24 protein-coding genes, 1 pseudogene and 1 riboswitch are annotated in these 23,854 nt (G+C 52.5%); of the genes and pseudogenes, 15 read left to right on the top strand and 10 right to left on the bottom strand.

All coding sequences use genetic code 11. The annotated features are described in order from the left end of the window. Nucleotides 1-100 precede the first annotated feature (100 nt). A complete protein-coding gene (locus RAL91_RS20250; protein ID WP_306258062.1) occupies nt 101-823 on the top strand; it encodes an outer membrane protein in 723 nt (240 codons plus the stop codon). A 161-nt stretch (nt 824-984) separates the two neighbouring features. On the opposite strand, the gene RAL91_RS20245 is transcribed toward RAL91_RS20250, so the two are convergent. Together RAL91_RS20245 and RAL91_RS25145 are read right to left on the bottom strand one after the other, a co-directional pair. Continuing rightward, nucleotides 985-1,146, bottom strand: coding sequence for a hypothetical protein (locus RAL91_RS20245; protein WP_306258061.1), 162 nt, complete (start codon nt 1,144-1,146; stop codon nt 985-987). A 151-nt stretch (nt 1,147-1,297) separates the two neighbouring features. Next, nucleotides 1,298-1,570, bottom strand: coding sequence for a hypothetical protein (locus tag RAL91_RS25145; RefSeq protein WP_371932558.1), 273 nt, complete (start codon nt 1,568-1,570; stop codon nt 1,298-1,300). Nucleotides 1,571-1,714: 144 nt separating this feature from the next. Here RAL91_RS25145 and RAL91_RS20240 point away from each other — a divergent pair, with 144 nt between their 5' ends. Both RAL91_RS20240 and glmM read left to right on the top strand, forming a co-directional pair. Further along, nucleotides 1,715-2,659, top strand: a complete 945-nt coding sequence (locus RAL91_RS20240; protein ID WP_306258060.1) for a nucleoside hydrolase — start codon at nt 1,715-1,717, stop codon at nt 2,657-2,659. Between the two features lie 157 nt (nt 2,660-2,816). Further along, nucleotides 2,817-4,163 (top strand): phosphoglucosamine mutase, encoded by a 1,347-nt coding sequence (glmM, locus tag RAL91_RS20235; RefSeq protein ID WP_306258059.1) that lies wholly within the window; start codon nt 2,817-2,819, stop codon nt 4,161-4,163. Here glmM and RAL91_RS20230 read toward each other — a convergent pair. After that, nucleotides 4,160-5,131 carry a formylglycine-generating enzyme family protein gene (locus RAL91_RS20230; RefSeq protein WP_306258058.1) on the bottom strand — a complete coding sequence of 324 codons (972 nt, stop codon included), beginning with the start codon at nt 5,129-5,131 and terminating at the stop codon, nt 4,160-4,162. The two genes, glmM and RAL91_RS20230, sit on opposite strands and share 4 nt — an antisense overlap. A gap of 91 nt (nt 5,132-5,222) precedes the next feature. Further along, nucleotides 5,223-6,104 carry a DMT family transporter gene (locus tag RAL91_RS20225; protein ID WP_306258057.1) on the bottom strand — a complete coding sequence of 294 codons (882 nt, stop codon included), beginning with the start codon at nt 6,102-6,104 and terminating at the stop codon, nt 5,223-5,225. Nucleotides 6,105-6,310: 206 nt separating this feature from the next. On the opposite strand from RAL91_RS20225, the gene RAL91_RS20220 reads away from it, so the two are divergent. The 3 genes from RAL91_RS20220 to RAL91_RS20210 all read left to right on the top strand — a co-directional run bounded on the left by RAL91_RS20220 (nt 6,311) and on the right by RAL91_RS20210 (nt 8,332). Then, complete coding sequence (locus tag RAL91_RS20220) at nt 6,311-7,099, top strand: outer membrane protein (protein ID WP_306258056.1); 789 nt, start codon at nt 6,311-6,313, stop codon at nt 7,097-7,099. A 234-nt stretch (nt 7,100-7,333) separates the two neighbouring features. Continuing rightward, nucleotides 7,334-7,894: a hypothetical protein gene (locus tag RAL91_RS20215; RefSeq protein WP_306258055.1), complete on the top strand. Its 561-nt coding sequence runs from the start codon at nt 7,334-7,336 to the stop codon at nt 7,892-7,894. Nucleotides 7,895-8,008: 114 nt separating this feature from the next. Continuing rightward, entirely contained in the window at nt 8,009-8,332 is a 324-nt protein-coding gene (locus tag RAL91_RS20210) for a hypothetical protein (protein WP_306258054.1), read from the top strand. 211 nt (nt 8,333-8,543) lie between these two features. On the opposite strand, the gene RAL91_RS20205 is transcribed toward RAL91_RS20210, so the two are convergent. Further along, a complete protein-coding gene (locus tag RAL91_RS20205; protein WP_306258053.1) occupies nt 8,544-9,638 on the bottom strand; it encodes a GGDEF domain-containing protein in 1,095 nt (364 codons plus the stop codon). Nucleotides 9,639-9,940: 302 nt separating this feature from the next. Between RAL91_RS20205 and RAL91_RS20200 the strand changes: the two genes are divergently transcribed. From RAL91_RS20200 to RAL91_RS20185, 4 genes are all read left to right on the top strand, one after another. Further along, entirely contained in the window at nt 9,941-11,140 is a 1,200-nt protein-coding gene (locus RAL91_RS20200) for a phosphoserine transaminase (RefSeq protein ID WP_306258052.1), read from the top strand. 94 nt (nt 11,141-11,234) lie between these two features. Next, nucleotides 11,235-12,836, top strand: coding sequence for a phosphoglycerate dehydrogenase (gene serA / locus RAL91_RS20195; protein WP_306258051.1), 1,602 nt, complete (start codon nt 11,235-11,237; stop codon nt 12,834-12,836). A gap of 102 nt (nt 12,837-12,938) precedes the next feature. After that, complete coding sequence (locus RAL91_RS20190; RefSeq protein ID WP_306258050.1) at nt 12,939-14,147, top strand: ammonium transporter; 1,209 nt, start codon at nt 12,939-12,941, stop codon at nt 14,145-14,147. 23 nt (nt 14,148-14,170) lie between these two features. Then, nucleotides 14,171-14,509, top strand: a complete 339-nt coding sequence (locus RAL91_RS20185; protein WP_306258049.1) for a P-II family nitrogen regulator — start codon at nt 14,171-14,173, stop codon at nt 14,507-14,509. A 109-nt stretch (nt 14,510-14,618) separates the two neighbouring features. On the opposite strand, the gene RAL91_RS20180 is transcribed toward RAL91_RS20185, so the two are convergent. Next, nucleotides 14,619-15,545, bottom strand: coding sequence for a DMT family transporter (locus RAL91_RS20180; RefSeq protein ID WP_306258048.1), 927 nt, complete (start codon nt 15,543-15,545; stop codon nt 14,619-14,621). 130 nt (nt 15,546-15,675) lie between these two features. On the opposite strand from RAL91_RS20180, the gene RAL91_RS20175 reads away from it, so the two are divergent. The 5 genes from RAL91_RS20175 (at nt 15,676) to RAL91_RS20155 (ending at nt 21,293) form a co-directional block, all read left to right on the top strand. After that, nucleotides 15,676-16,098 (top strand): VOC family protein, encoded by a 423-nt coding sequence (locus RAL91_RS20175; protein WP_306258047.1) that lies wholly within the window; start codon nt 15,676-15,678, stop codon nt 16,096-16,098. Nucleotides 16,099-16,268: 170 nt separating this feature from the next. After that, nucleotides 16,269-17,558: an adenylosuccinate synthase gene (locus tag RAL91_RS20170; protein ID WP_306258046.1), complete on the top strand. Its 1,290-nt coding sequence runs from the start codon at nt 16,269-16,271 to the stop codon at nt 17,556-17,558. An 89-nt stretch (nt 17,559-17,647) separates the two neighbouring features. Continuing rightward, nucleotides 17,648-19,303, top strand: a complete 1,656-nt coding sequence (locus RAL91_RS20165) for a hypothetical protein (protein WP_306258045.1) — start codon at nt 17,648-17,650, stop codon at nt 19,301-19,303. A gap of 39 nt (nt 19,304-19,342) precedes the next feature. Next, nucleotides 19,343-19,486, top strand: a riboswitch (TPP riboswitch). Between the two features lie 62 nt (nt 19,487-19,548). Further along, nucleotides 19,549-20,346: an ABC transporter permease gene (locus RAL91_RS20160; RefSeq protein ID WP_306258044.1), complete on the top strand. Its 798-nt coding sequence runs from the start codon at nt 19,549-19,551 to the stop codon at nt 20,344-20,346. A gap of 14 nt (nt 20,347-20,360) precedes the next feature. Then, nucleotides 20,361-21,293, top strand: coding sequence for an ABC transporter substrate-binding protein (locus tag RAL91_RS20155; protein WP_306258043.1), 933 nt, complete (start codon nt 20,361-20,363; stop codon nt 21,291-21,293). A gap of 44 nt (nt 21,294-21,337) precedes the next feature. On the opposite strand, the gene RAL91_RS20150 is transcribed toward RAL91_RS20155, so the two are convergent. From RAL91_RS20150 to RAL91_RS20135, 4 genes and pseudogenes are all read right to left on the bottom strand, one after another. After that, entirely contained in the window at nt 21,338-21,664 is a 327-nt protein-coding gene (locus RAL91_RS20150) for a hypothetical protein (protein ID WP_306258042.1), read from the bottom strand. 55 nt (nt 21,665-21,719) lie between these two features. After that, nucleotides 21,720-22,265 (bottom strand): thioredoxin family protein, encoded by a 546-nt coding sequence (locus RAL91_RS20145; protein WP_306258041.1) that lies wholly within the window; start codon nt 22,263-22,265, stop codon nt 21,720-21,722. 120 nt (nt 22,266-22,385) lie between these two features. Beyond that, nucleotides 22,386-22,826: pseudogene (locus RAL91_RS20140) on the bottom strand (glyoxalase superfamily protein). Nucleotides 22,827-23,060: 234 nt separating this feature from the next. Next, nucleotides 23,061-23,834 (bottom strand): MBL fold metallo-hydrolase, encoded by a 774-nt coding sequence (locus tag RAL91_RS20135; protein WP_306258040.1) that lies wholly within the window; start codon nt 23,832-23,834, stop codon nt 23,061-23,063. Nucleotides 23,835-23,854: the final 20 nt, after the last annotated feature.

The following is a 23,854-nucleotide window of genomic DNA, read 5'->3' as shown; positions in this document are numbered from 1 at the left end:
TGCCTCCGAATGCGCCAAAATCAAAAGCGCAAAATTTCAGTTTTAGCAGTCTCAGGACAGCAAATTCGCGGAAATAAGTATTGAACAAGGAATGGCAATAATGTTTTTCAGAAAAATGGGTTTTGTAGGGTCGGCGCTTCTGTTGTCTGGCGGATTGGCACTGGCTGCTGATTTACCTCAGACAGTATATGTTGAGCCAATCGAGCCAGCTCCGCTTCCGCCTGCTGGATTTTACGCCAGTCTTCATGCTGGCTACGTGATGCCGGGTGATGTGGACGGCGAGATTGTGTTTCCCGCAGCACCTTCCACGCGCAATATTAGTGTTGATGTTGAAGATGGTTATCGCTTTGGTGGAGCCCTTGGCTATGATTTCAACAGCATGATAGGCATTGAGGCTGAAGTAAGCTATTTTGAAATGGATGTTGACTCAATTTCTGTCGCCGGGCCGGCGCCGGGGGGCGTAACAGCTCCTACAAGTGGTGATGCAAGTGTTCTGACCCTTATGGGCAATGTGATCGTCGGACAGCAATATGATCGCTGGCGTCCCTATGTCGGTGTTGGCGCAGGTGCGGCGCGCGTTGATTTGGACATTACAATACCCGCTTTACCAAATAATCTCCATGACAATGATTGGGCATTTGCAGGCCAGGCCTTTGTGGGGCTTGATTACAGCTTGACTGATACTGTGTCGCTGGGTGCCAGATATCGCTATCTGCATATCGCATCAACTGATTATGCGGATGAAGCACCCGATCCTGTTTCCATTGACTCATTCGGTACTCACAGCATTGAAGCTGCGGTGAAGGTCAAATTTGGCGGCTGACACTATCTTGCATCACCAGATTTGGTGAGCTTGAAAGCGTCTTTTTAAGCAATACGGGTCTGAACCCGAAAAACCCGGCCTTCGTGCCGGGTTTTTGTTTATCCAAGGCCTCGCGTCAGTTCCATCCATGAACTGGGTTCAGGTTCTGGTATGCGGTTTGCTCAGACCAGCCCGTTCAGGCCTGCAAACGGGTCCCATTCCGGGTTTTGATGCCAGTCATATTCAGCCCACCCGGCCACTCTTTGTGCCCGCTTTTTTCCATGTATTTTTTCAATGACAGCAAGGCTCATATCGATCCAAGCGGAAACACCGGATGAGGTCATGAAACGATCATCTTCTACCCATCTGGCTTGCCTCTGCCACAGGACATTGGGTCCCTGGCTCTAGACCCATTTGAGAGGCTGCCTTGTTGCTGGTTGCACGCTTGCCGTCCAGACACCCGGATCGTGCAAGAAGTAAGCTGCCGGTGCACACTTAAGACAAGCTCCGATCTGTCGGCAGCTGTTCGCAACCATTGCAGGAGAAGGTCGTTATTGACCTGCGTCCGTGTTCCGGTTCGCCGGGAATGAGTAGGATATCAAAAGGGGGGTTGTCCGATATGACCGTGTCGACCACGGACCGGGGGCCTTGTTGGCTGGCAATCGGACCTGCGGTTTCGGCTATGAGTTTGATCCGGAATTGTTTTTCGTGCATGCCAAAAATTTCCAGTGGGCCAAACAGGTCCAGAAGTTCGAATTCGGGAAAGATGAAGGCAGCAATGGTTTCATAGGGTCAGCAGCCTGATTTCATATGTCCATGCAAAGTGTTATTGATAGGCCGACCCTGGCATAGCGTCTGTTCGGTCGCCGAAAAACCGGCATGTTGGGCGCAGGAAATTGTACGAGAGGCATCATGACATCACCAGCACGTTCCGTCATTGTTGATACTGATCCGGGGCAGGATGATGCTCTGGCCATCTTACTTGCGCTTGCCAGCCCGGAGCTGGATGTTTTGGGTTTCATTGGCGTTGCCGGGAATGTGCCACTTGATCTGACCACCCGTAACATTCGCGTCGTCTGTGAATTGGCTGGCCGGACAGATGTTCCTGTATATGCGGGTGCCAACCGGCCATTGAAAAGAGCTTTGGTCACCGCAGAGCATGTCCACGGATCGACCGGACTGGATGGGGCTGTTCTTCCAGAACCGAGCATGGAACTGCAGAGCCAGCACGGCGTGGATTTTCTGATTGAAACCGTGCTGAACCGACCTGAGAACAGCGTTACCTTGTGTATGCTTGGTCCTCTGACCAATTTGGCGCTGGCGTTGCAAAAAGAGCCGCGTATTGCCCCTCGCATTCAAGAAATTGTTATGATGGGCGGAGGTTTTTTTGCGGGTGGTAACATTACGCCAGCAGCGGAGTTCAACATTTTTGTTGATCCGGACGCCGCAAAAATTGTTTTTGAAAGTGGCATTCCGATCACCATGTTTCCGCTGGATTGCACGCATCAGGCCCTCACCAGTCAGGCGCGGATTGCAGCGTTTCGTGCACTGGGCAGTCGTGTTGGTGATGCTTGTGCCGGATGGTTGGAGTTTTTTGAACGTTTTGATGAAGATAAATATGGCACGGACGGGGGTCCTCTGCATGATCCCAACGTGATTGCCTATCTTCTGCAACCGGACATCTACAGCTCTCGCTTTATCAATGTCGAGGTGGAGACAGAGTCACAGCTTACTTTGGGAATGACGGTTGCGGACTGGTGGCGGGTTTCTGGCAATGAACCGAATGTCACCTATGTGCGCGACGTAGATGCAAACGCGTTTTATAAATTATTGCTGGAACGCATAGCCTTGCTTTGATGCGAGCGTATTGATCTGCAATGAATTGTGTCTCCCAACTTTCGCTTTAAACCAGTATTGTCCGGCAGCTGGTGTCGATCAGGCACAGCCTGTTTAATCTTTCTTGAGGCAATCGGTTTAAAACACCAGACCTGACATGAATGTGGGGAACAAGAGCATGGGCCGACGTTATTTTGGCACGGATGGAATTCGTGGCAAGTCAAATCAATTTCCGATGACGCCTGACATCGCCATGAAGACCGGCATGGCTGCCGGACTAACCTTTATGAGAGGCAATCATCGGCACCGGGTTGTTATCGGCAAGGATACGCGATTGTCCGGTTACATGATCGAAACCGCGTTGGTGGCCGGCTTTACATCGGTTGGTATGGATGTGTTTTTGACCGGTCCGGTGCCAACACCGGCCGTGGCCCTGCTGACACGGTCCCTGCGTGCAGATATCGGGGTTATGATTTCTGCCAGTCACAACCCTTATCATGACAATGGTATCAAGCTGTTTGGACCCGACGGCTATAAGCTTTCTGATGAAAAAGAGCAGGAAATTGAAGCTCTGCTTGATGCAGACTTGTCCGGAAATCTTGCAAAACCAGATGCACTTGGCCGCGCCAAACGCGTGGATGGTGTTCTGGATCGCTATATTGAAACCGCAAAGCGAACCCTGCCACGCAGCATGACGCTGGAAGGCCTGCGTATTGTTGTCGATGGCGCGAATGGAGCGGCCTACAAGGCAGCACCTGAGGCGTTGTGGGAGTTGGGCGCTGACGTGGTGCGCATTGGTGTGGAGCCCGATGGGTTCAACATCAATCGGGGCTGTGGCTCAACTGCGCCGCAACAACTGGTCGACAAGGTGCGTGAAGTCCGCGCTGATGTGGGCATTGCCCTTGATGGTGATGCTGACCGCGTTCTGATGGTGGATGAAAAGGGCACTATTATTGACGGTGACCAGTTGATGGCTGTCGTAGCGCAATCCTGGAAGCAGCAGGATCGCCTGTCAGCTCCTGGTATTGTGGCGACTGTCATGTCCAATCTTGGCCTCGAGCGATTTTTGGCAGATCAGGATCTGACATTGGCGCGCACGAATGTTGGTGACCGCTATGTGGTCGAACACATGCGTGCTCATGGCTATAATGTTGGCGGTGAACAATCAGGCCATCTTGTGCTGTCTGACTACACGACGACCGGTGACGGGCTGATTGCAGCCTTGCAGATTCTGGCTGTTGTGAAGCAGGAGGGGAAACCGGTTAGTGACGTCTGCAACCGGTTTGAGCCTGTGCCCCAATTGCTCAAAAATGTTCGTTTCTCCGGAAAGTCCCCTTTGGACAGACCAGATGTCAAAGGGGCAATTCTGGATGCAGAGGCGATGCTGGGTAATAGCGGGCGTCTGCTGATCAGGCCTTCAGGCACAGAGCCGGTTATCCGTGTCATGGCTGAATCCGACGATCCTGTGCAGGTCAACAAGCTTGTGGATGATCTTGTGGATCTCATCGGGCGGCCTGCTGCTTAATCGCTATTTGTTTCCGGCCAAACCACCCGGAAACCGATATGGGTTGTCGTACTATCGGGCGATGTGCCGGAGCGGGCGGCGATCCGGTAGCGGTAGCAATAGCTGGGGTGGCACAGGAATGAACCACCTTTGGACAATTTATATCCCTTCATGCCCGCCATTTTGATGCGGGCCTGTTTTTTCAACGATTTGATGCTCATCGGCTCGGATGTCCATTCCCAGACATTTCCGACCATATTGTAAAGCCCGTAACCATTCGGCTCGAAGGATTTTGCCGGGGCGGTGGTGGCGTAACCATCCAGTTCCATATTGGTATCCGGAAATTTCCCCTGCCAGACGTTGCAAGGGAAATAGTCTATCTCATTTGGTTCCTTGTCGCCCCAGGGGAAGCGCACATCGCCAAGGCCGCCGCGTGCGGCATGCTCCCACTCAGCTTCCGTTGGCAAGCGGCCACCTGCCCAGGCTGCATAGGCGCGCGCATCATTCCAGGACACATGCACCACCGGATGGTCAGGGTGCCACGCCGTTGCAGCGGTGCCTGGCCCGTTCACCTCGCGCCAGTTTGCGCCGTCAACACGCCGCCACCATTCGACCCCGGCGACCCCTTGCGTTGCGCCGATACTGTCTGGAACCTGTGCCCAGAAAACAAACGACCAGCCGAATTGTTCTGCTTCGGTGACATGGCCTGTCTCTGACACAAATTTTTCAAAATCCTGATTGGTGACCGCTGTCACGGCTACCCTGAAGGGGGTGAGTTTTGATTTTCTGAGCGGTTCTTCGCCGTCATTCTGCACTTCTGGCCGGTTTGTCCCTAAAAGGCTGGAGCCACCTGGAATGGAAATCGCGCCAACTGACTGGTCGATACTGCTGACGGCTGATCCCAATTGTTTTTCAGGCTCAGTGGAGGTTCCGTTTGAAGGGGTGCAGCAACTGGAGCTTTGCTGATCCTGTTTCTGATAATCGGTCATTTGAGATCCGTTTTGTGATGCGGCGACAATATGAGAAACCCAACGAAACGCCAATGGCTGACCCCGGTAAAATTTCTTTAAGTGTCATAAATCAAGTGGAGGATGGTGCCACTTTGACTTTCCTGCTTTTGAAACGTTCCGTGATAAAGATTCCACAAAGCACCAGGAACAGTCCAACCCAGTCGCTCCATTGCAGAACTTCATCCAATAGAGCGACGCCAACCATAACTGCAAAGACTGGCACAAGGTAGTTTGACAGGGCGACAAAGGACGCGCCCGCTTCCTGCAGTATGACGAACAATAATATGGTTGCCAGGGCCGTGGGGAAGATACCAAGCGCCAGCACCGCCCAAAGGCTGGCCATGCTGGCTTGGTTCAATCCATCTGGCGACACAATCATCGCCAAGGGTACGGCGACCAATGTGCCGGCGAGCAGCACACCAGCCGTTTTGGAGGCGCTGCTCATAACCGGCATCAGGCGCGCCGTTGTTCCATTCAGGGCGTAGCACAAGGCTGCCGTGGTAATGCCCAACAGAGCCCATAATTGGAGCGGCCCATTTTGCAAAGATTTGGTGCCACCTATGCCAACCAGAAAGACCACACCGATAAAGCCGATCAGAAAACCGGCCATTTTGCGCCGTGTCAGGGGTTCGTCTGGTAACAGCGTTTGCGCCAATATAATGACGGCCAATGGCACGGTGGCCATCAGGATTCCAGCAACGCTGGACGGGACGTACTGGACGCCCCAGGAGATCAACAGAAATGGGATAACTGTTCCCAACAAGGCAAGCCAGAGAAACCACAGCCAATCATGTGGCCGTCTGCTGAGACGTTCCCGCCGCACGATCAGATAAATCAACATCAGACCCGCACCGATGGCAATGCGCAAAGCGGTTACCCAGACCGGTGGAATGGTTTCAACGGCGATCTTACTGGAAGCAAACGAGGTGCCCCAAAGGGTAACGAGAATCACCAGAATGTACCAATGTCTGGCTGTTCTATCTAGTAGAGCAGTAACCGATTGTTCTTGCATTTCAATTTTCGCTTTTACTATTTGTTAACCTTAAGTAAACGTAAAATTAACACATAAAATTATGAATTTAATTAGTTTTTAACCTTAACAATTCAATATTACATCAGGTTTTAATCAAGATAGAACCTGCGTATTGGATTTCTAAAGTGAGTATTGACATGATTATGACAGGCAACAGGGTTGTTAGGGCTTTAGGCGCGGTAACCGCGCTTGCGACCATTCTTGCAGGTCCAGCATTTGCTGCTGACCTGCCAACATATGTGTATGAAGAACCGACTTATGACAAGGCAGGGGCCTGGTATTTGCGCGGCGACATTGGTTATGTTGCCACCCGCGATTACGAGGTCAGCTACAATGGATCGGCAGGCTATCAGGAGTTCCTGAACGAAGACTTCAGCGATACGTGGCTTATTGGCGTAGGTGTCGGTTACAAATTCAACCACTTTTTCCGTGCAGATTTGACGCTGGATTATCGTGCTACGTGGGACTTTGAAGGTAATACGGAATGTCAGGGCGCGGCCCCCATTTGTGCCGCTGGCGTGGATTTGAACGACGAATATGGCTCCGGCTCCATGTACACATTGCTTGCCAATATTTACTTTGATTGGGAAAACAGCTCATCCTTCACGCCGTATATCGGCGGTGGTATTGGCCTTGCCTATATTGATGTGGGACGGCAATATGGTCTGAACGTTGGCGGGACATCTTTCTCGAGCTTCCAAGCTGATGGTGCCTGGAACTTTGCAGCAGCGGCCATGGCTGGTGTGACATATGAAGTTTCCCAGAACTTCGCAATTGACGCCAACTACCGCTATCTGTGGGTAGGTGATGTGGAAGGTGGCGAGTCTGATACACCAGGCCTGACTGGAAAAGTGACCTACGAAGATGTAGATTTTCATGAGTTCCGCCTGGGTGGACGCTACACCTTCAACTAAACAAAACGAATTGCGAAGCCGCGTGCTTCGCAAACCTTCAAACCCGCAATGGTGCTGATTGGCACTGCTGCGGGTTTTTTGTTTTTCGACGCGGTTTTTTGGAAATTGGCCCTGCATCCTCTGGGTGCGCTTTACTCAACCTGAAAATGAATACAGTCTGAACGAATGGTTCAGAACTTCTTCAAGCAAACGCAACTAATGATGTTTCTGCAACCAACAGAAAGGACCAAGACCATGACCACTTCAATCAAATCACTTACCACATCTGTGCAGGCCGCTGTTCTTACGATCTGTACCGTCGCCGCAATGTCGACCTTTACCGCCGATAGCGCCGAGGCAAAGACAATGACCAAGCCATTGGTGAATGGCTATTCCAAATATTATAAAAACAAGGACAAGGCTAAAGACTCCGCCGTTTATCGCTGGGGACTGGCCGCTGCTGAAGAGCATGGCAGCTCATGGGCTCATTGGGGCAAAGCCAAACAGAAAACAATGAAATGTAGCTGGGTTGATGTACCCGGAAAACCAAATGCCGAAGCCTGGCGCTGCCGCGCATCTGCCAAGCCTGCAAAAGAGGTAAAAGTCTGCGAAGGCAAATTATCCGCCAAGGGTATGTTCTACTTCAAGAAGAGCAAAGCTCAGGAATCTGCGACCTATCGCTGGGGTTTGAAGGCCGCCTCTACCTACGGCCAGTCATTTGCTCATTGGGGCAAAGCCCAAAACCCCAAATTCTCCTGCAGCAAAGGCGCAAAAGACCTTTGGAACTGCACAGCAACCGCCAAAGCCTGCAAATAGGTCGCCTTCCAATTTGGTTCACTTCCCCAATCGTATAACGGGGGAGGTGGTCCAATTTGAAGCCCGCTCTACCAAAACGCAGACATTCAAGAACAATTGAGAGGAAACGAGACCATGAAAACCCCATCATTAAAAATATGTGCAACTGTTCCATTGGTTGCCGTGCTGGCCATCGTGCTGACATCGGTATCACCAGCACCATTGCTTGCTAAATCCGTGAAAATGGAATCGACAAAAATCCCGCTAAAACTGCAGCGAATTGTGCGCTCTCAGAAGCATGATAAAAAATTCATGTCGCAGGCAGGTGGGTCCGGTGATGAAATCGACGAATGCATGAGCAATCCGGACAACTCGCATATCGAGTACACAGAACGCTTGGCGGGCTGCTTCTGTCTCGCCATCGACAATTCATTGAAGGGCTGCCAGACGGCGAATTGATATATGGATTATTGTCTATTTTCCGACGAGCCGTTTGAACGGCTCGTCGGTTTTTCTGATCTATGCATGATCGCGTTTTGAGTTCGCTGCCACGGGTGTGGCGGTGGAAAACAGACTGAAATTGCCGTTCATCATTGCGTGTCGGCATCTGACGTAAAGAGTTGATGCCGTCGGCAGGCTGTGAGCTTTATTACAGCCAAATGAAGGCTTGCTAAGCAACTTTCTTGGCCAGTGTATCGAACACCAGTCGATCTCGACCCTGCTTCTTTGCTTGGTACAGCGCGTTGTCAGCCGCTATAAATGCATCTTCGAACCCAACCTGGGACGGAGCAAACTCGACTGCACCTGCACTTGTCGTGAAAGAGATTGTCCTGCCTGAGACGTCGATTGATTGTTGTCTTGTGGCATTGAGAATGCGGTCTAAAGCGATTTTTGCCTGTTCGGCATTGGTTCTGTTCATGAACACGGCGAATTCTTCACCGCCAATTCTGGCGACGGTGTCAGATCCTCTGCATATCTGGGTCAGCAGATCGCCGAAATGTATCAGCGCCTGGTCTCCAGCACTGTGACCAAATTCGTCATTGATGTTCTTGAAGTGATCCAGGTCCAGAATGACCAAAGTCGATATTGATGTATCGGTGGACGACGTGTCCTGGACGCGGGTGGTAAATGCTCTGCGGTTAAGCAGTCCGGTCAGAAAGTCGTTATCTGCCGCTTCACGTAATTTCTTCTCTGTGAAAACAAGCTTTTGCTCCCTTTGCAAAAGGATGCCGAAAATGAGCGTGCTCATAATCGAGTAAGGGATCAAGATAGGCAAAATAGTTGATGAGAGTCGTAATGCAAGATCAATCGGTAGTATGAAAACCGCGATAACACTCAAAGGTATGGCAGCTCCAAGGAAAAAGAGATTTCTGAGTTTTCCCTGATTCCCTTCTTTTGTAGCGAAGTGCCAGGCCAATCCGATGAGAGCTGCGATCACTATGCCGGCAAATCCGGCATATGCGCCCAATCCTCCGATGTAAAGTCTGTACGAGCCTGCCATCACAACAACAACCAAGGCTGACAACACGCCACCGAAAGCCGCCGCCACACCCACGAACACGGTTCGTCCGTCGACGATAACACCGTCCGCAAAGGTTGTAGGTGCGGCCATCGCGAACAATGCTCCAAGACCTAAAATAAATCCGGTCGCAATTCTTCTCATTGGCAGATTAGAGATTGACCGTTGTGCGGCTCCATAAAAAAATGAGAGCAATGTCATGATCGCAAGTGCTTGCACCAGACCGATCAGAATTTCTTTGAACATTAGTAAACCTTTCGAAGATCTGACTTAACAGCAAATCTCTAAAGATACTTACATCAAACAGATTGAATCATTCCTTAACTTGAAGTTGAGTGGCGACCGTCAATGATTTGGAATTTGGAGAATGGACCCAGAACCCGATCTCGCAGTATGGGCTGGTTGCAAATTAGCGATATGTTCCTGCAACGTTCAAAATGAATCGACAGGTCAGATCACTTTCCCTATTGCGGAAATCCGGGCTTTCCATTATCCCCGGCGGTGGGCCACCTCTCCCCACCGAGAGGCTATCTATCTGAGAGGGTAGCATGACACATGCAAATACTGGCCAGACGGCCGGGCATCGCACACCTGAGTTGCGTCCTAATAATCCCCATTTTTCATCCGGTCCCTGTGCCAAACGACCTGACTGGTCGCTGGATGGGCTTGCTGATGCCGCTCTTGGGCGGTCGCACCGTGCCAAAGTAGGCAAGGCCAAGCTGAAGCAGGCGATTGACCTGACCCGCTCCGTTCTGCAGGTGCCTGATGATTATCTTATCGGGATCGTGCCTGCCTCCGACACGGGCGCTTTTGAAATGGCCATGTGGTCGCTTCTGGGCGCTCGTGGTGTTGATCTTCTGGCCTGGGAAAGCTTTGGCTCCGGCTGGGTAACAGATGCTGTCAAACAACTGAAACTCGACAACCAGCGCACATTGACTGCGGACTACGGTCTATTGCCGGATCTGGCATCTGTGGATTTTGCTAATGATGTGGTGTTCACCTGGAACGGTACAACCTCCGGTGTGCGTGTGCCAAATGGTGACTGGATACCTGCTGACCGTGAAGGTCTGACCCTTTGTGATGCCACGTCTGCTGCTTTTGCGCAGGATTTGGCCTGGGACAAGCTGGATGCTGTGACCTATTCCTGGCAGAAAGTGCTAGGCGGAGAAGCTGCTCATGGCATGCTGATCCTGTCGCCGCGGGCCGTCGAACGGCTGGAAAGCTACACGCCGGCCTGGCCGCTTCCGAAGATTTTTCGCCTGACCAAGGGTGGCAAAATTATTAAGGGCATTTTTGATGGAGAGACCATCAACACGCCTTCCATGCTGTGTGTGGAAGATTATCTGGACGCGCTGGAATGGGCGCAGTCCGTCGGTGGTCTGGATGGCCTGCGTGGCCGTGCTGATGCCAATGCAAAAACCATTGCCGATTGGGTTGCTGAAACGCCCTGGATTGATTTTCTGGCCGTTGACCCCGCCACTCAATCCAACACATCTGTGTGTTTGAAAATCGTGGAACCGGCAGTCACCGCTTTGTCTGAAGATGATCAGTCTGCGTTTGCAAAAGCTATGGTTTCTGCGCTGGATAAGGAAGGCGTGGCGTATGACATCGGTGCCTATCGCGATGCCCCTCCGGGCTTGCGTATATGGGCCGGTGCAACCGTTGAACAGTCCGATCTGGCAGCACTTTTGCCTTGGCTCGACTGGGCATTTGCGGCGCAGAAAACTGCGCTGTCACAAGCCGCCTGATTCCCCAAATTTCCTAAACTAATTCAGACCAATTCAGATTGATTCTGGCCCCGGTCCTGCCTTTTGGAACCGAAGCGGCTTTATGGAGAGACTTATGACTAAAAAAATGCCACGCGTTCTGATTTCCGATAAACTGTCAGCCACGGCTGTTCAGATATTCAAAGACCGGGGTCTTGATGTTGATTTCCAGCCTGATCTTGGAAAAGACAAAGACAAGCTTGCCGAGATTATTGGCAATTATGATGGTCTTGCCATCCGCTCCGCGACGAAAGCCACCGCAAAAATTATCGCTGCTGCTGACAATCTGAAAGTCATTGGCCGGGCTGGCATTGGCGTTGACAATGTTGATATTCCGGCGGCGACGCAAAAGGGTATCATTGTCATGAATACGCCTTTTGGAAATTCCATCACAACGGCTGAACATGCCATTGCCATGATGTTTGCGGTTGCGCGTCAACTGCCGGAAGCAAATGCCTCGACCCATGCCGGAAAATGGGAAAAGTCCAAATTCATGGGCGTTGAGCTGACCGCAAAAACCCTTGGTGTGATCGGCTGCGGTAATATTGGATCTATCGCTGCGGAACGCGGCATTGGCCTGAAAATGAAAGTCATTGCCTTCGATCCCTTCCTGTCACCGGAACGTGCAATGGAAATCGGCGTGGAAAAGGTTGATCTGGATGAGTTGTTAAAGCGGTCGGATTTCATTACGCTGCATACGCCGCTGACAGACAAGACCCGCAACATTATTGATGCTGCGGCCATTGAAAAGATGAAGAAGGGTGTTCGGATTATCAATTGCGCACGCGGTGGGCTGATTGATGAGGATGCGCTGGCTGATGGCTTGAAGTCCGGCAAGGTTGGTGGCGCAGCTATTGACGTGTTTGCAACGGAGCCTGCGACCGACAGTGTCTTGTTCAACTTGCCAAATGTTGTCTGCACCCCGCATCTGGGGGCGGCGACTACAGAGGCACAGGAAAATGTGGCTATTCAGGTGGCTGAGCAAATGTCTGATTATTTGCTGAATGGTGCGGTTACCAATGCGCTGAACATGCCTTCAATTTCGGCTGAAGAAGCACCGCTTCTGGCGCCATTTGTCAAACTGGCTGATTTGCTTGGCTCGTTTGCCGGTCAACTGACTGAATCCGGCATCTCGGGTATTCGGATTGAATATGAAGGAGATGTGGCCGAGATGAATGTACGGGCACTGACCGCTGCAGCTTTGACGGGCGTTCTGCAGCCACAATTGCAGACGGTCAATATGGTGTCTGCGCCTGCTATTGCCAAGGAACGTGGCATCAGGGTGGAAGAGGTGCGCCGCTCCCAGGAGGGCGTTTATGAAAATTATATTCGCCTGACCGTGATCACCGAACGTCAGGAACGGTCTGTTGCCGGTACGGTGTTTGCAGATGGCAAGCCGCGGATCATTCAGATCAAGGGCATCAATATGGAAGCCGAATTGAAGCCCCGCATGCTGTATGTCACCAATGATGATCGTCCCGGATTTATTGGCAGTATCGGAACCGTGCTGGGTGAAGCTGGCGTCAATATTGCGCATATGCAGTTTGGCCGGGATTCTGAAGGCGGAAATGCCATTGCGCTTGTGGCTGTTGATCAGGAAGTCAACGCTGAAGTCATGGCAACAATCAACGCGCTGGAAAACGTTCAGCAGGTCAAGCCGCTGAACTTCACGCTTTAAAAAGGGCGCTGAACCAAACATATCCTGCAGCGGTCATTGACTGTCCCGGCCCGGCGCAATATTGAACTGGCAACTGCCTAAATATTAGCCGTGGGGGGAATAATGGACGCTGCAGATACAGCCTGGATTCTAACGAGCACTGCCTTGGTGCTTTTAATGACATTGCCGGGGCTTGCCCTGTTTTATGGCGGGCTGGTGCAATCCAGAAACATCCTGTCAGTGCTGATGCATTGCATGGCAATTGCTTGCCTTGCTTCTGTTTTGTGGCTGGTTGTCGGCTACTCCCTGGCTTTTTCTGAGGGCTCGGCCTGGATTGGAGGGCTGCAGAAAGCCTTTCTGAACGGTGTGGGACGAGACACAGTCTATGATGGAACCACGCTGCCAGAGACGGTGTTTTTCACGTTCCAGATGACATTTGCGATCATCACGCCTGCTTTGATGGTGGGCGCTTTTGTGGAACGCATCAAGTTTTCTGCGGTGCTCATTATAAGTGCAGCCTGGCTGCTCCTTGTTTACGCACCTGTGACCCATTGGGTCTGGGGTGGCGGCTGGTTGGCCGAACGAGGTGTGATGGACTTTGCCGGGGGCATCGTGGTTCATGTAACGGCCGGTGCCTCGGCGGCGGTGATTGCCGTCATGCTTGGTGCTCGCAGTGGCTTTCCCAAAACGGTGCAACCGCCACACGCGCCCTGGATGGTTATGGTTGGCGCGTCTTTGTTGTGGGTCGGCTGGTTCGGGTTTAATGCGGGCAGTGCGCTTGGTGCCAATGGCGATGCCGGAATGGCAATGCTTGTAACGCATATGTCGGCTGCGACCGCATCGCTTGTCTGGGTTGTGATTGAGTGGGTGCGGTTTGGAAAACCCTCCCTCGTCGGCATGGTGACCGGCACAATTGCCGGACTTGCCACTGTCACACCCGCCTCGGGTTTCGTTGGCCCAATGGCCGGCATGATGCTTGGATTGGCGGGCGGCGTAGTCTGCTACATTGCGGTCGATCTGGTGAAGCACAGATGGAGAGTAGATGATTCTCTGGACGTGCTGGCTGTCCACGGTATCGGCGGTGCGCTGGGTACACTTCTGACCGCGTTCCTTGCAGGATTGCCAGGCGGAACGGGTCTGGACGGCACCACCATTGGTGGTCAATTCGCGGTTCAGCTGCTGGGCGTTGGATCGGTACTTGCCTGGTCGGTTATTGCGACCATCATTATTGTGTGGATCACCAAAGCGCTGGTAGGCCTGCGGGTCAATGAAGACGAAGAGCTTGAAGGACTTGACTTTTCCACCCATGGTGAGAGTGGATACAGGTTGTAAGCGAACAAGATCAGGAGTTATTTATGAAATATATAATTGCCATTATTCAGCCGCACAGACTGGATCCTGTTCGTGAAGCCTTATCGGAAGTCGGGGTCAGTGGTCTGACCGTGACAGAGGTTAAGGGTTATGGACGCCAGAAGGGGCACACAGAAATCTATCGCGGTGCCGAATATGCTATCCACTATCTGCCGAAGGTAAAGTTGGAGATTGCGGTTTCTGATGATTATAGCGAGCGGGTCATGGAAGTGCTGAGCAATGAGGCACGGACAGGCAATATTGGAGACGGCAAGATTTTTGTGCTGCCACTTGAAAGTGCTGTTCGTATTCGGACGGGCGAAACCGGTGATGCAGCGGTCTGATCCAGAAATCATCTTCTTAAAAAAATGCGTCAGGCATCAGCTTTATGCAGATGCGTGACTGCACTCATGTATTTCATAGCACCTACGTGTCTCACTGCACCCATGTCTTTCACTGCAAAGCTGATCGACTTTTGCGTTGCGCCAATATGACACCCAGCAGAATAAGCCCATATCCGGCTGCATGAAACAAAGCGGGTTGTTCTCCCAGAAACAGAATTGCCATCAATGATCCGAATAACGGCATAAGGTGGAAAAAGGGGCCAGCCCTGTTGGCGCCAATCAACTCTACGCCGCGGTTGAAGCAACCATACGCCAACAGACTTGCGAACAGAATGACATAGGCAAAGGCAGCAAAACTGCGCCAGGACAGTTCGGTTGGTGTGCCGGTTTCCAGTTCCCAGAAGAACGCAGGCAGCAACATAATGGCGCCGAACACCACTGTGACCCACAGAAAACTGACCCAGTGCATCCTTGGTTTCTTGCGCAGGACGGAGGAGTAAATTCCGTAAAACAGCAAGGCACAGAAGAACAGAATGTCACCTGTATTGAAGTCCAGCGACAGTAGAATTTCAGGCTGACCGCCCGTCAGGATAATCAAAACGCCAAACAACGAAATGAGCGTTCCTGCCAGTTGACGCGGCGTCATCGCATCGCCAAACAGGGCGAGAGACCAGAACCCGATAACCAGGGGGGCTGCTGACTGAAGCAGCAGACCGTTCAAAGCTGTGGTGTGTTGCAAACCCAGATAGGCGAGCGTGTTGTAGCTGGTTATGCCGGTGAAAGCTAAAAGCAGCATAAGGGGCAAATGCTTGCGGATAACAGGCCAGTCATGTCTGACATAGCGCCATGCAAATGGCATCAGCAGCAGGCTTGCCCCGATCCAGCGAATTTGAGCCAGCATGATCGGCGGTATTTCACCCGCGACAGCTCTGGCAAGAACCACGTTCCCTGACCAGCACAGCATTGTGGTTGCCAGCAGCAGATAGGGTTGATTGAACAACCACAGGAAGGCATTTTTCAGCGGAGAGGAATGCAAAATAGTCGACCCAAATCGGATTTGACACCAGATGTGAATTACAGGCCCAGGACCGGACTATCGGACCGGTGGGATTTGAGGTCTTTCTATACCATAATCGCTTCGCGTGACCATGGGACGAACAACTGCCGTGAAATTTATCAATCCAATTCCTTTCGTGGCAGATCTGGCGCGCGCAAAAGCCTTTTACAGAGATGTGCTTGGACTGAATATTTTGCACGACCACGGCAATTTCGTACAATTTGACAATGGGTTTGTGCTGCATGAAGGTATGTCCCTTCACCGCATCATCTATGGCCATGATACCGAAACAGGGGATACTGAAGCTGGGGATGCTGAAACTGGAGATTCTAAAAACGCGCGGTTTTATGGCCGGGGGAATCTGGTTTTGTATTTTGAAGATGATGAACTGGACGCCACATTTGACCGAATTGCTGATCGGCTCAATGTGATACACGACATACAGCAACAAGCATGGGGACAAAGGGTGTTCCGGTTTTATGATCCCGATGGTCATATTGTTGAGGTTGGTGAGCCTCAAAATCCCGTTTGAGCGCTCTGAATGAACCAACCTTAGGGAAGCTGTGAAAAATTTGGATGAATTTGTTTAAAACCGGGACTTTCCTTGCCTGCAGATTTGCCAAGGCGCTCGGAATTGCGTATGCGCATGGGCGCTGGATGCAAAGTCCGGGAATTTCAATTTTTTAATATGAGGCTTTCAACATGGCCAATGTGGTTGTCGTCGGCTCGCAATGGGGCGACGAAGGCAAGGGTAAGATTGTGGACTGGTTGTCCGAACGCGCGGATATCGTGGTTCGGTTTCAGGGAGGGCACAACGCCGGACATACATTGGTCATTGATGGGGTCAGCTACAAGCTGAGCCTGCTGCCATCAGGTCTGGTGCGCGGCAAGCTATCGGTCATTGGCAATGGCGTCGTCATTGACCCGCATGCGCTGGTTGCAGAAATCGCACGGCTGCGCGCGCAGGATATCATCATTGATCGCAGCGTTTTGCGTATTGCTGATAATGCAACGCTGATCCTGTCCTTGCACCGCGAGCTGGATGCGGTGCGCGAGAATTCAAACACCGGTACCAAAATAGGTACAACCAAGCGCGGCATCGGGCCTGCATATGAAGACAAGGTTGGGCGGCGCGCAATCCGGGTGATGGATCTGGCCAATCTGAAAACATTGCCCGACAAGATTGACCGTCTGTTGAGCCATCATAATCCGCTTCGGCGCGGACTTGGCTATGACGAGATTGATCCACAAAGCCTGTTTGACGAGTTAGAATCGGTCGCGGATGAAGTTCTGCCTTACATGGATACTGTGTGGAAATTGCTCGACGACGAGCGCAGGGCCGGAAAGCGCATCCTGTTTGAGGGCGCGCAGGGCGCGTTGCTGGACATCGACCACGGAACGTATCCGTTCGTCACATCCTCCAACACGACAGCGGGACAAGCAGCCACAGGGTCTGGCCTTGGGCCTGGCGCGATCGGCTACGTTCTGGGTATTACCAAGGCCTACACGACGCGGGTTGGTGAGGGGCCTTTTCCGACGGAACAGCTGAATGATACCGGCGAGTATCTGGGTGAGCACGGCAATGAATGGGGCACCGTTACAGGTCGTAAACGGCGCTGTGGCTGGTTTGACGCGGTGCTGGTACGCCAAACCGTTCGCACCAACGGGATGACAGGCATTGCATTGACCAAACTTGATGTTCTGGACGGGCTTGAGGAAATCAAGATCTGTACCGGCTACAGGCTTGATGGCGAATTGATCGATCATCTTCCTGCCTCACAAGGCGGGCAGCGTCGCGTTGAGCCGATTTATGAAAGTTTTGAAGGGTGGAATGCCACCACTGCCGGTGCAACAAGCTGGGCTGAACTGCCTGCACAGGCAATAAAATATGTGCGCCGGATCGAAGAATTAATCGGCGCGCCGGTTGCCATGTTATCAACCAGCCCAGAACGGGATCACACAATTCTTGTGCATGATCCGTTTCATGATTAAGGTTATGTTAGGGTTTTGATCACCCGATCGGAAACCCGGGGCGGGCAGCCCAAGCATCGGCTGAAGACTAATGGATAAAGTGTAAGCGTATGGCTGATTTCTATAAGGTTTTGAGAAAAACAATCGAGGCTCTTCCTGTGGCAACGGGACAGGCGCGACGGTCCGTTTATGACCGCGCACGCACTGCAATCAGCAGACAGCTTGATGCCATGAACCCACCATTGCCGCCTTCAGAGGTTTCGCGGCAAAGGCTGGAGCTGGAAGACAGTATTCGCTCTGTCGAGGAAGATTATGTGTCTGGCAAGATCATAACCGATTCCGAGCGCGAAAATGCTGCGCGCCTTGCGCAACTGGAAGAAGAGGAAGCCCAGTTCAGGGCACAACGTTCCTCCCGTCAGGTTCAGGACGAAGCTGAAGATATGCGCAGAACTGCGCCGCCCGAGGCTGCTCCGGCGCCCGTCCCGCCACAACCCCAGCCGCGCAGGCCCGAACCTGCTGAGAGGGAAGAACCATCTGTGGCGGCGTTTGATGCTGCCGTTGCATCAGCCCGTTCCCTGAACGAACCCAGTCTTGACGAACCGCCGCTGAGAGCTGCACCAACCCAGCGCGAGCCTGTGCGTTCACGGGCGCCTGATCCGGAACCTGCAGCGCCGCGCAACAAACGCGAAGGATTGTCGCGACGTCGTGGTCGGGAAGACTACTACGACGCGCCGGCGCTGGATGATCCGTATATGGATGATGCAGCTGACGAGCAGGATGACTATTATGATGAGCCCGAATTAGTATCTGATCGACCTGACCCGCGCGCTGAGCGTGACCAACGCGGAGGACGCGGTGGCGGCAGGGGTAACTCCGATACATATTATGATGATCGTCAGCCTTATCCCGGCGAACGTCCAAGACGCCGCATCTGGCCCTGGATTCTCATACTTCTGATTCTCGTTGCACTTGGTGGCGGCGGCTGGTGGGCATTCCAGAACCAGGAAAAGGTGATGACAACCTTTGAAAACTGGCTTGATTATGGATCGAGCGATGTCAGTCCATTGCAACCTGCTATCGGCGAAGGCGCTGCTGCTGGCGATGGCCCAAGGCGGATCAACGCCAACGAAGATGCTGAGTCTTCGAAAAATGATGGTCGCATCATCGATGATTCAGGACAAATGAACCCTGACGTCGAACAGGGTGATGATGGATCCGCCGTCGGCGAAGGCGTGTTGCCGCAACGTGCCATTTTGTACGAAGAAGGTGCTACAGCCGAGGATTCAAGAGCTGTTGCCGGTGGCACATCCTGGAGCCTTGGAGACGACAATGGATCTCCAATCATTATTGGGCGGGTGGAAATCCCCCAGCGCCGCTTGTTCTTCGATATCATTATTCGCAAAAATGAAGATGATTCCCTTGCCTCCGCCAGTCACCTGGTAGAAATATCCTATCAGGCGCCGCCGCGATTTGTGGGCGGTGGAATTGAAGATATTCCTGCATTGCTGCTGAAAGGCAGTGAGGAAGCACAAGGCGAATTGCTGGCATCGGCTGGCGTCAAAGTCTCTGACACGCTGTTCTGGCTGGCGCTTTCCGCGACACCTGAGAATGAGGTGAATAATCTGAAGCTGCTCCGTGAAGGCAGTTGGTTTGATTTGCCAGTTCGTTACAAAAACGACAAGCGCGCTATCGTCACACTTGAAAAAGGGCGCGAAGGTGAAGTCGTGTTTGCACAGGCTTTGGAAGCCTGGAGCCGAGGAAACTGATCTGGCGCTTGAAGCGCAAAGAAAATCTGACTAAGCTAAAGTTGTTTCGAGGGGTGTCCCGGCGTTAACGGGGCTGAGATGGAAGCAGGTTCATGATCCGATATCGGATTTGGACCGCGCGTTTCCGGACCCTTTGAACCTGATCCGGATCATGCCGGCGAAGGGACGAAGACCTGTATTCTCCGTTTGCGTACCTTTCCGCATGGTCCTCTGTTTTTGAGGGCTCCACTCGCGTGACACACAGCGTGAACACGACCACAACACACAGACGAATTACTGGCGTGCTTTTGCGCGCATTGGTTGTTTGCGCCTTGCTGATTGCTGTCTGGCAGGCGGTTGTCGTTCTATTTGATCTGCCACCCTTTATGCTGCCGGGACCCTTTCGGGTCGCTGCCAGCCTGGCCAATAATTTTTCCTATCTGTTGGGTCATGCGGCCATCACCGCAAGCGAAATTCTGCTTGGCTTGTTGCTGGGCCTCGTGCTGGGCGTTGCGACAGGGCTTTTCATGGCGATGTCACCATCGGCAGAGCGGATGGTGTTTCCGGTGGTTCTGGCGACACAGGCCCTGCCGGTCTTTGCCATTGCACCGCTGCTGGTGCTTTGGTTCGGTTTCGGGCTTGCGTCGAAGGTTATCATGGCGACGCTGATTATCTATTTTCCCATCACATCGGCCTTTTTTGATGGTTTGCGGCGCACAGACCCGGATTTGCTGGATCTGGGGCGTATTGCCGGGGCCAGCCCTTTGCAAAGTCTGCTCCACCTACGTTTGCCATCCGCATTGCCGTCCTTGTCATCGGGACTGCGGGTTGGTGCCAGCCTTGCGCCCATTGGCGCCGTCGTGGGGGAATGGGTCGGGTCTTCTGCCGGGCTTGGCTTTGTAATGCTGCATGCCAATGGCCGAATGCAGACAGATTTGATGTTCGCTTCACTTTTTATTCTAGCGGTGTTCGTGGTGCTGTTGCGCTTCGGGACCGACCGACTGACGCGCCGACTGGTGTTCTGGATGCCGGAACACCAGCCACAATCAATCAACGCCACATAAACAGGATTTCTTACATGCGTTACTTCTTCAGTGTTCTCTTTCTAATTTCCAGTTTGTCGGGGGCTCATGCTCAGGAAAAACTGACCGTTTTGCTGGACTGGTTTGTCAATCCCGATCATGCACCGCTTATTGTGGCGCAGGAACTGGGCCTGTTTGAGCAAGCAGGCCTGGAGGTCGAACTGATTGCCCCTGCCGATCCATCTGCGCCACCACGGCTTGTGGCAGCCGGCCAGGGTGATATTGCAATTTCCTATCAGCCAAGCCTGCATCTTCAGATCAAGGAAGGCCTCCCGGTTGCCTGGATTGGAACGCTTGTGGAAACACCGCTTAATTCCCTGGTGGTTCTGGAAGACAGCCCCATTCAGTCCATCGCGGATCTGAAGGGAAAGAAGGTCGGGTTTTCAGTTGGTGGCTTTGAAGATGCTCTGCTGGGTGCCATGCTGCAGGGTGTAGGTCTCAGTCTTGATGATGTGGAGCTGGTGAACGTCAATTTCTCACTTTCGCCTTCACTGATCACTGGCAATGTTGATGCAGTAATTGGTGCCTTCCGCAATTTTGAGCTTAACCAGATGGATATTGTTGAGCGCCCCGGACGGGCGTTTTACCCGGAAGAACATGGTGTTCCTGTGTATGATGAGTTGATCCTGATTGCCCATATGGACAAGACAGATGATGCGCGTTTTGCCAAATTTCTGAGCGCTGTTGAAACAGCCACAATCTATCTGACAAACCACCCCGAGGAAGCTTTGGAGTTGTTTGTCAAAGCGCATCCTGATTTGAACGATGAGTTGAACCGTCGTGCATGGTTTGACACGATTCCAAGGTTCGCCAAACGTCCGTTCGCCTTTGATGCAGCGCGCTACAAGCGTTTTGCTGCGTTCATGAAGGAACGCGGCCTGATTGATGAAGTGCCTGATATGGCGCGTATCGCAAGACCTTTGAACTGAGTCCGGCTTAGGGTCTGGGCCAATCGGAAGAGTGAGTTCAGACCCTAATCTTCGGACGATCTGGGCAAGGGATTGCGGGAGAGGAGAGACCACATCTCCTTGTTGGTCTTCATCGAGCCACGCGCTTCAATCTCGATCAAAAGCGCCCTGGTAACATCCAGATTAGCGCCAACAATCTGTGCAAGGGTTTGAATGCTCATCCAGCCTGCGCCTTCGGCTCCCTTCAATGTGGTTGTCAAAAGTTTTTTTCTGGCCAGATCGATGCGCGATTGTTTGCGGCTTTGCAGGATGTGTGTGAGCCATGTACCTGAAATGGCAGCCAAACCGCCCACGAGCGCCCCGACAACGCCCGTCCATGCCTCAATAGCCATGGTGTTCCCTCCAATGGTTTACCGGATTTCTACCATAGTTCTGGCTTCGGTGCTGCTAGCGCCATTTGATGGAACACCCCATGGAAGCGGTCTGTTGCCGGGGGCCGTTACCCGTTTTGGCAATCTGGCGCATGGCATTCAGCAATTCAGGAGTTCGATTTGCAGCGTCTTTCATGCCCGCATCGTCAAGGCGACCTCGATATTGCAATTCTGCCTTGTTGTTGAACCCAAAGAAATCGGGCGTGCAGACTGCCCCATAAGTACGCCCGACGCTCTGATTTTCATCAACCAGATAGGGGAACGTGAATCCGTGTTGTCTGGCAAACAGTTTCATTTGAGCAGGGCTGTCGGCAGGCACATTGCGGTAGTCGTTCGACATGATGGCCAGCACACCGATGCCCTCTTGCTGCAGGGTTTTTGCATCGGCCACAAGCCGTTCTATGACAGCATGAACATAAGGGCAGTGGTTGCAGATGAAGGTGATCAAGAGCCCGTTTTCGCCCATGGATTTGTTCAGCGAGTGGCTGACGCCATCTGAATCTGACAGTTCAAAGTCGGGCGCTTTCCAGCCAAAATCGCAAATGGGTGTGTCGAGCAGCATGGCACTGTGTCCTGTTGTTACCTGTGTTGGACCAATGTGTGGCTTGCAGGCGCGGAATTCAAGCTGACAGTAAATCGGGCCCGCCTGATGTGGCGCGCCCGACAAATTGTTGCCGTCTGGTCAAGTCCACAGGCTTAGCTGAGGACAACCGTCCGAGGTTGTTTCAGCTGTCGCACCTGATCGACCAATGGTGCAACTGACACGTTTCCGGAAGGCCGAGAAACTGTCAAATTTTACAACATCCACCGGTTAATCAAACAGAAATGTAACCCGTAGACGCTCCGGTGTTGCACCTGTCTGTACACCCAGAACTTCCCCTTTGAAGGGTTGGCCAAGGTAATGACCGTGCACCCTGTCTCCAAGGTTTAATCGGTCTGGCGGTGGCTGGTTACCAATAGCTGCATGCATGGTGTTCCAGTCTTTGTAGCCATGTTGATGAGACAGAAGTTCCAGCGCTTTGCTGTGGCTGATTATTGTTCCCTGCGCTTGCAGAGTTGTGCGCAGACGTTTTGCCTGTGCTTTCAACTCGTCCAGCGGGGGGCGTGTATTTAACCCATTCATCGCAAACCTCTTTCAGCGTTTGGATGCGGTCTTGCAGGGTGCTCGCATTGCCATTGCTCCGCAAACTGAAATCGGGAGATGGGAGAGTTTCAAAGGTTTCACCGTGGCAGAGCCAGCGAGCGGCAGGGACCTTTTCCCTTGCCGCTCACTACTGTTGGTCGCGTTATTTGTCAACCAATGTGTCGTTCCAAAAGAAGCGGGTGATAACCCGTCTCCTCGGTCTTGCTGTCAATGTCAGCCGTACCAGCCGCCCATTCTGACTTCGGCGGCTTCACCCACAAGTGTGGCAAACTCTGCCGGGTCCTGCGTGCCATTGTCACGACCACGATAGTGGTAGGGATAGACATATTTCGGCTTGAACTCAGCAACTGCTGAAGCGGCTGCAGCCACATCCATTGTGAATGGCAGGTTCATACAGACAAAGGCCAGGTCAATGTTTTCCAAGGCGCGCATTTCAGGAATGTCTTCCGTGTCGCCGGAAATGTAAACGCGGAAGCCATCAAATCCCAGTACATAGCCATTGTCGCGGCCTTTGGGATGGAAATTCAAACGTTCTTCCGTGGTGTTATAAGCCGGAATGGCGTCAATGCTCAGGCTTTCATATGTGGTGGATTCACCATTGGCGATCTGGAATGCCTTGGCTTTCAGATCATCTGCAAGTTTGCCATAGACGGCCGGATTGGTGATGATCTGTGTGTTCTCGCCAGTGACTGCCGCCAGTGTTTCCAGATTGAAGTGATCACCATGTTCATGGGTCACGAGCACCAGATCGGCTGCCGGGAAACCGGCATAGGCAGATGCTTCGCCGACGGGATCAACATAGATCGTGCCAATGGGTGTTTCCATGACAAAGGAGGCGTGACTGACAGGATGGACTTTGATGTCTCCTGCGCCAGTTGTAAACATGTCGCTGGCATGGCCAGCGGCGTTGGCTGCGTATGGCAGCAGGGTAATGCCCGCGACAATTATTGCCGAAGTTGACAGAAATTCACGACGTGATTGTTTCATTTAGTTCTCCTTTGTGTTGC

This window comes from Pararhizobium sp. IMCC21322, from assembly GCF_030758295.1.
GTDB lineage: Bacteria > Pseudomonadota > Alphaproteobacteria > Rhizobiales.
The sequence above is the reverse complement of the archived record's forward strand: the minus strand, read 5'-3'. Positions and strand labels throughout refer to the sequence as shown.

Excerpts from the sequence above, each read along its gene's own strand:
- RAL91_RS20250 (WP_306258062.1), top strand. The coding sequence starts at position 101 with ATGTTTTTCAGAAAAATGGGTTTTGTAGGGTCGGCGCTTCTGTTGTCT.
- RAL91_RS20245 (WP_306258061.1), bottom strand. The coding sequence starts at position 1,146 with ATGACCTCATCCGGTGTTTCCGCTTGGATCGATATGAGCCTTGCTGTC.
- RAL91_RS20240 (WP_306258060.1), top strand. The coding sequence starts at position 1,715 with ATGACATCACCAGCACGTTCCGTCATTGTTGATACTGATCCGGGGCAG.
- glmM (WP_306258059.1), top strand. The coding sequence starts at position 2,817 with ATGGGCCGACGTTATTTTGGCACGGATGGAATTCGTGGCAAGTCAAAT.
- RAL91_RS20230 (WP_306258058.1), bottom strand. The coding sequence starts at position 5,131 with ATGACCGATTATCAGAAACAGGATCAGCAAAGCTCCAGTTGCTGCACC.
- RAL91_RS20215 (WP_306258055.1), top strand. The coding sequence starts at position 7,334 with ATGACCACTTCAATCAAATCACTTACCACATCTGTGCAGGCCGCTGTT.
- RAL91_RS20210 (WP_306258054.1), top strand. The coding sequence starts at position 8,009 with ATGAAAACCCCATCATTAAAAATATGTGCAACTGTTCCATTGGTTGCC.
- RAL91_RS20205 (WP_306258053.1), bottom strand. The coding sequence starts at position 9,638 with ATGTTCAAAGAAATTCTGATCGGTCTGGTGCAAGCACTTGCGATCATG.
- RAL91_RS20200 (WP_306258052.1), top strand. The coding sequence starts at position 9,941 with ATGACACATGCAAATACTGGCCAGACGGCCGGGCATCGCACACCTGAG.
- serA (WP_306258051.1), top strand. The coding sequence starts at position 11,235 with ATGACTAAAAAAATGCCACGCGTTCTGATTTCCGATAAACTGTCAGCC.
- RAL91_RS20190 (WP_306258050.1), top strand. The coding sequence starts at position 12,939 with ATGGACGCTGCAGATACAGCCTGGATTCTAACGAGCACTGCCTTGGTG.
- RAL91_RS20185 (WP_306258049.1), top strand. The coding sequence starts at position 14,171 with ATGAAATATATAATTGCCATTATTCAGCCGCACAGACTGGATCCTGTT.
- RAL91_RS20170 (WP_306258046.1), top strand. The coding sequence starts at position 16,269 with ATGGCCAATGTGGTTGTCGTCGGCTCGCAATGGGGCGACGAAGGCAAG.
- RAL91_RS20165 (WP_306258045.1), top strand. The coding sequence starts at position 17,648 with ATGGCTGATTTCTATAAGGTTTTGAGAAAAACAATCGAGGCTCTTCCT.
- RAL91_RS20155 (WP_306258043.1), top strand. The coding sequence starts at position 20,361 with ATGCGTTACTTCTTCAGTGTTCTCTTTCTAATTTCCAGTTTGTCGGGG.
- RAL91_RS20150 (WP_306258042.1), bottom strand. The coding sequence starts at position 21,664 with ATGGCTATTGAGGCATGGACGGGCGTTGTCGGGGCGCTCGTGGGCGGT.
- RAL91_RS20145 (WP_306258041.1), bottom strand. The coding sequence starts at position 22,265 with ATGCTGCTCGACACACCCATTTGCGATTTTGGCTGGAAAGCGCCCGAC.
- RAL91_RS20135 (WP_306258040.1), bottom strand. The coding sequence starts at position 23,834 with ATGAAACAATCACGTCGTGAATTTCTGTCAACTTCGGCAATAATTGTC.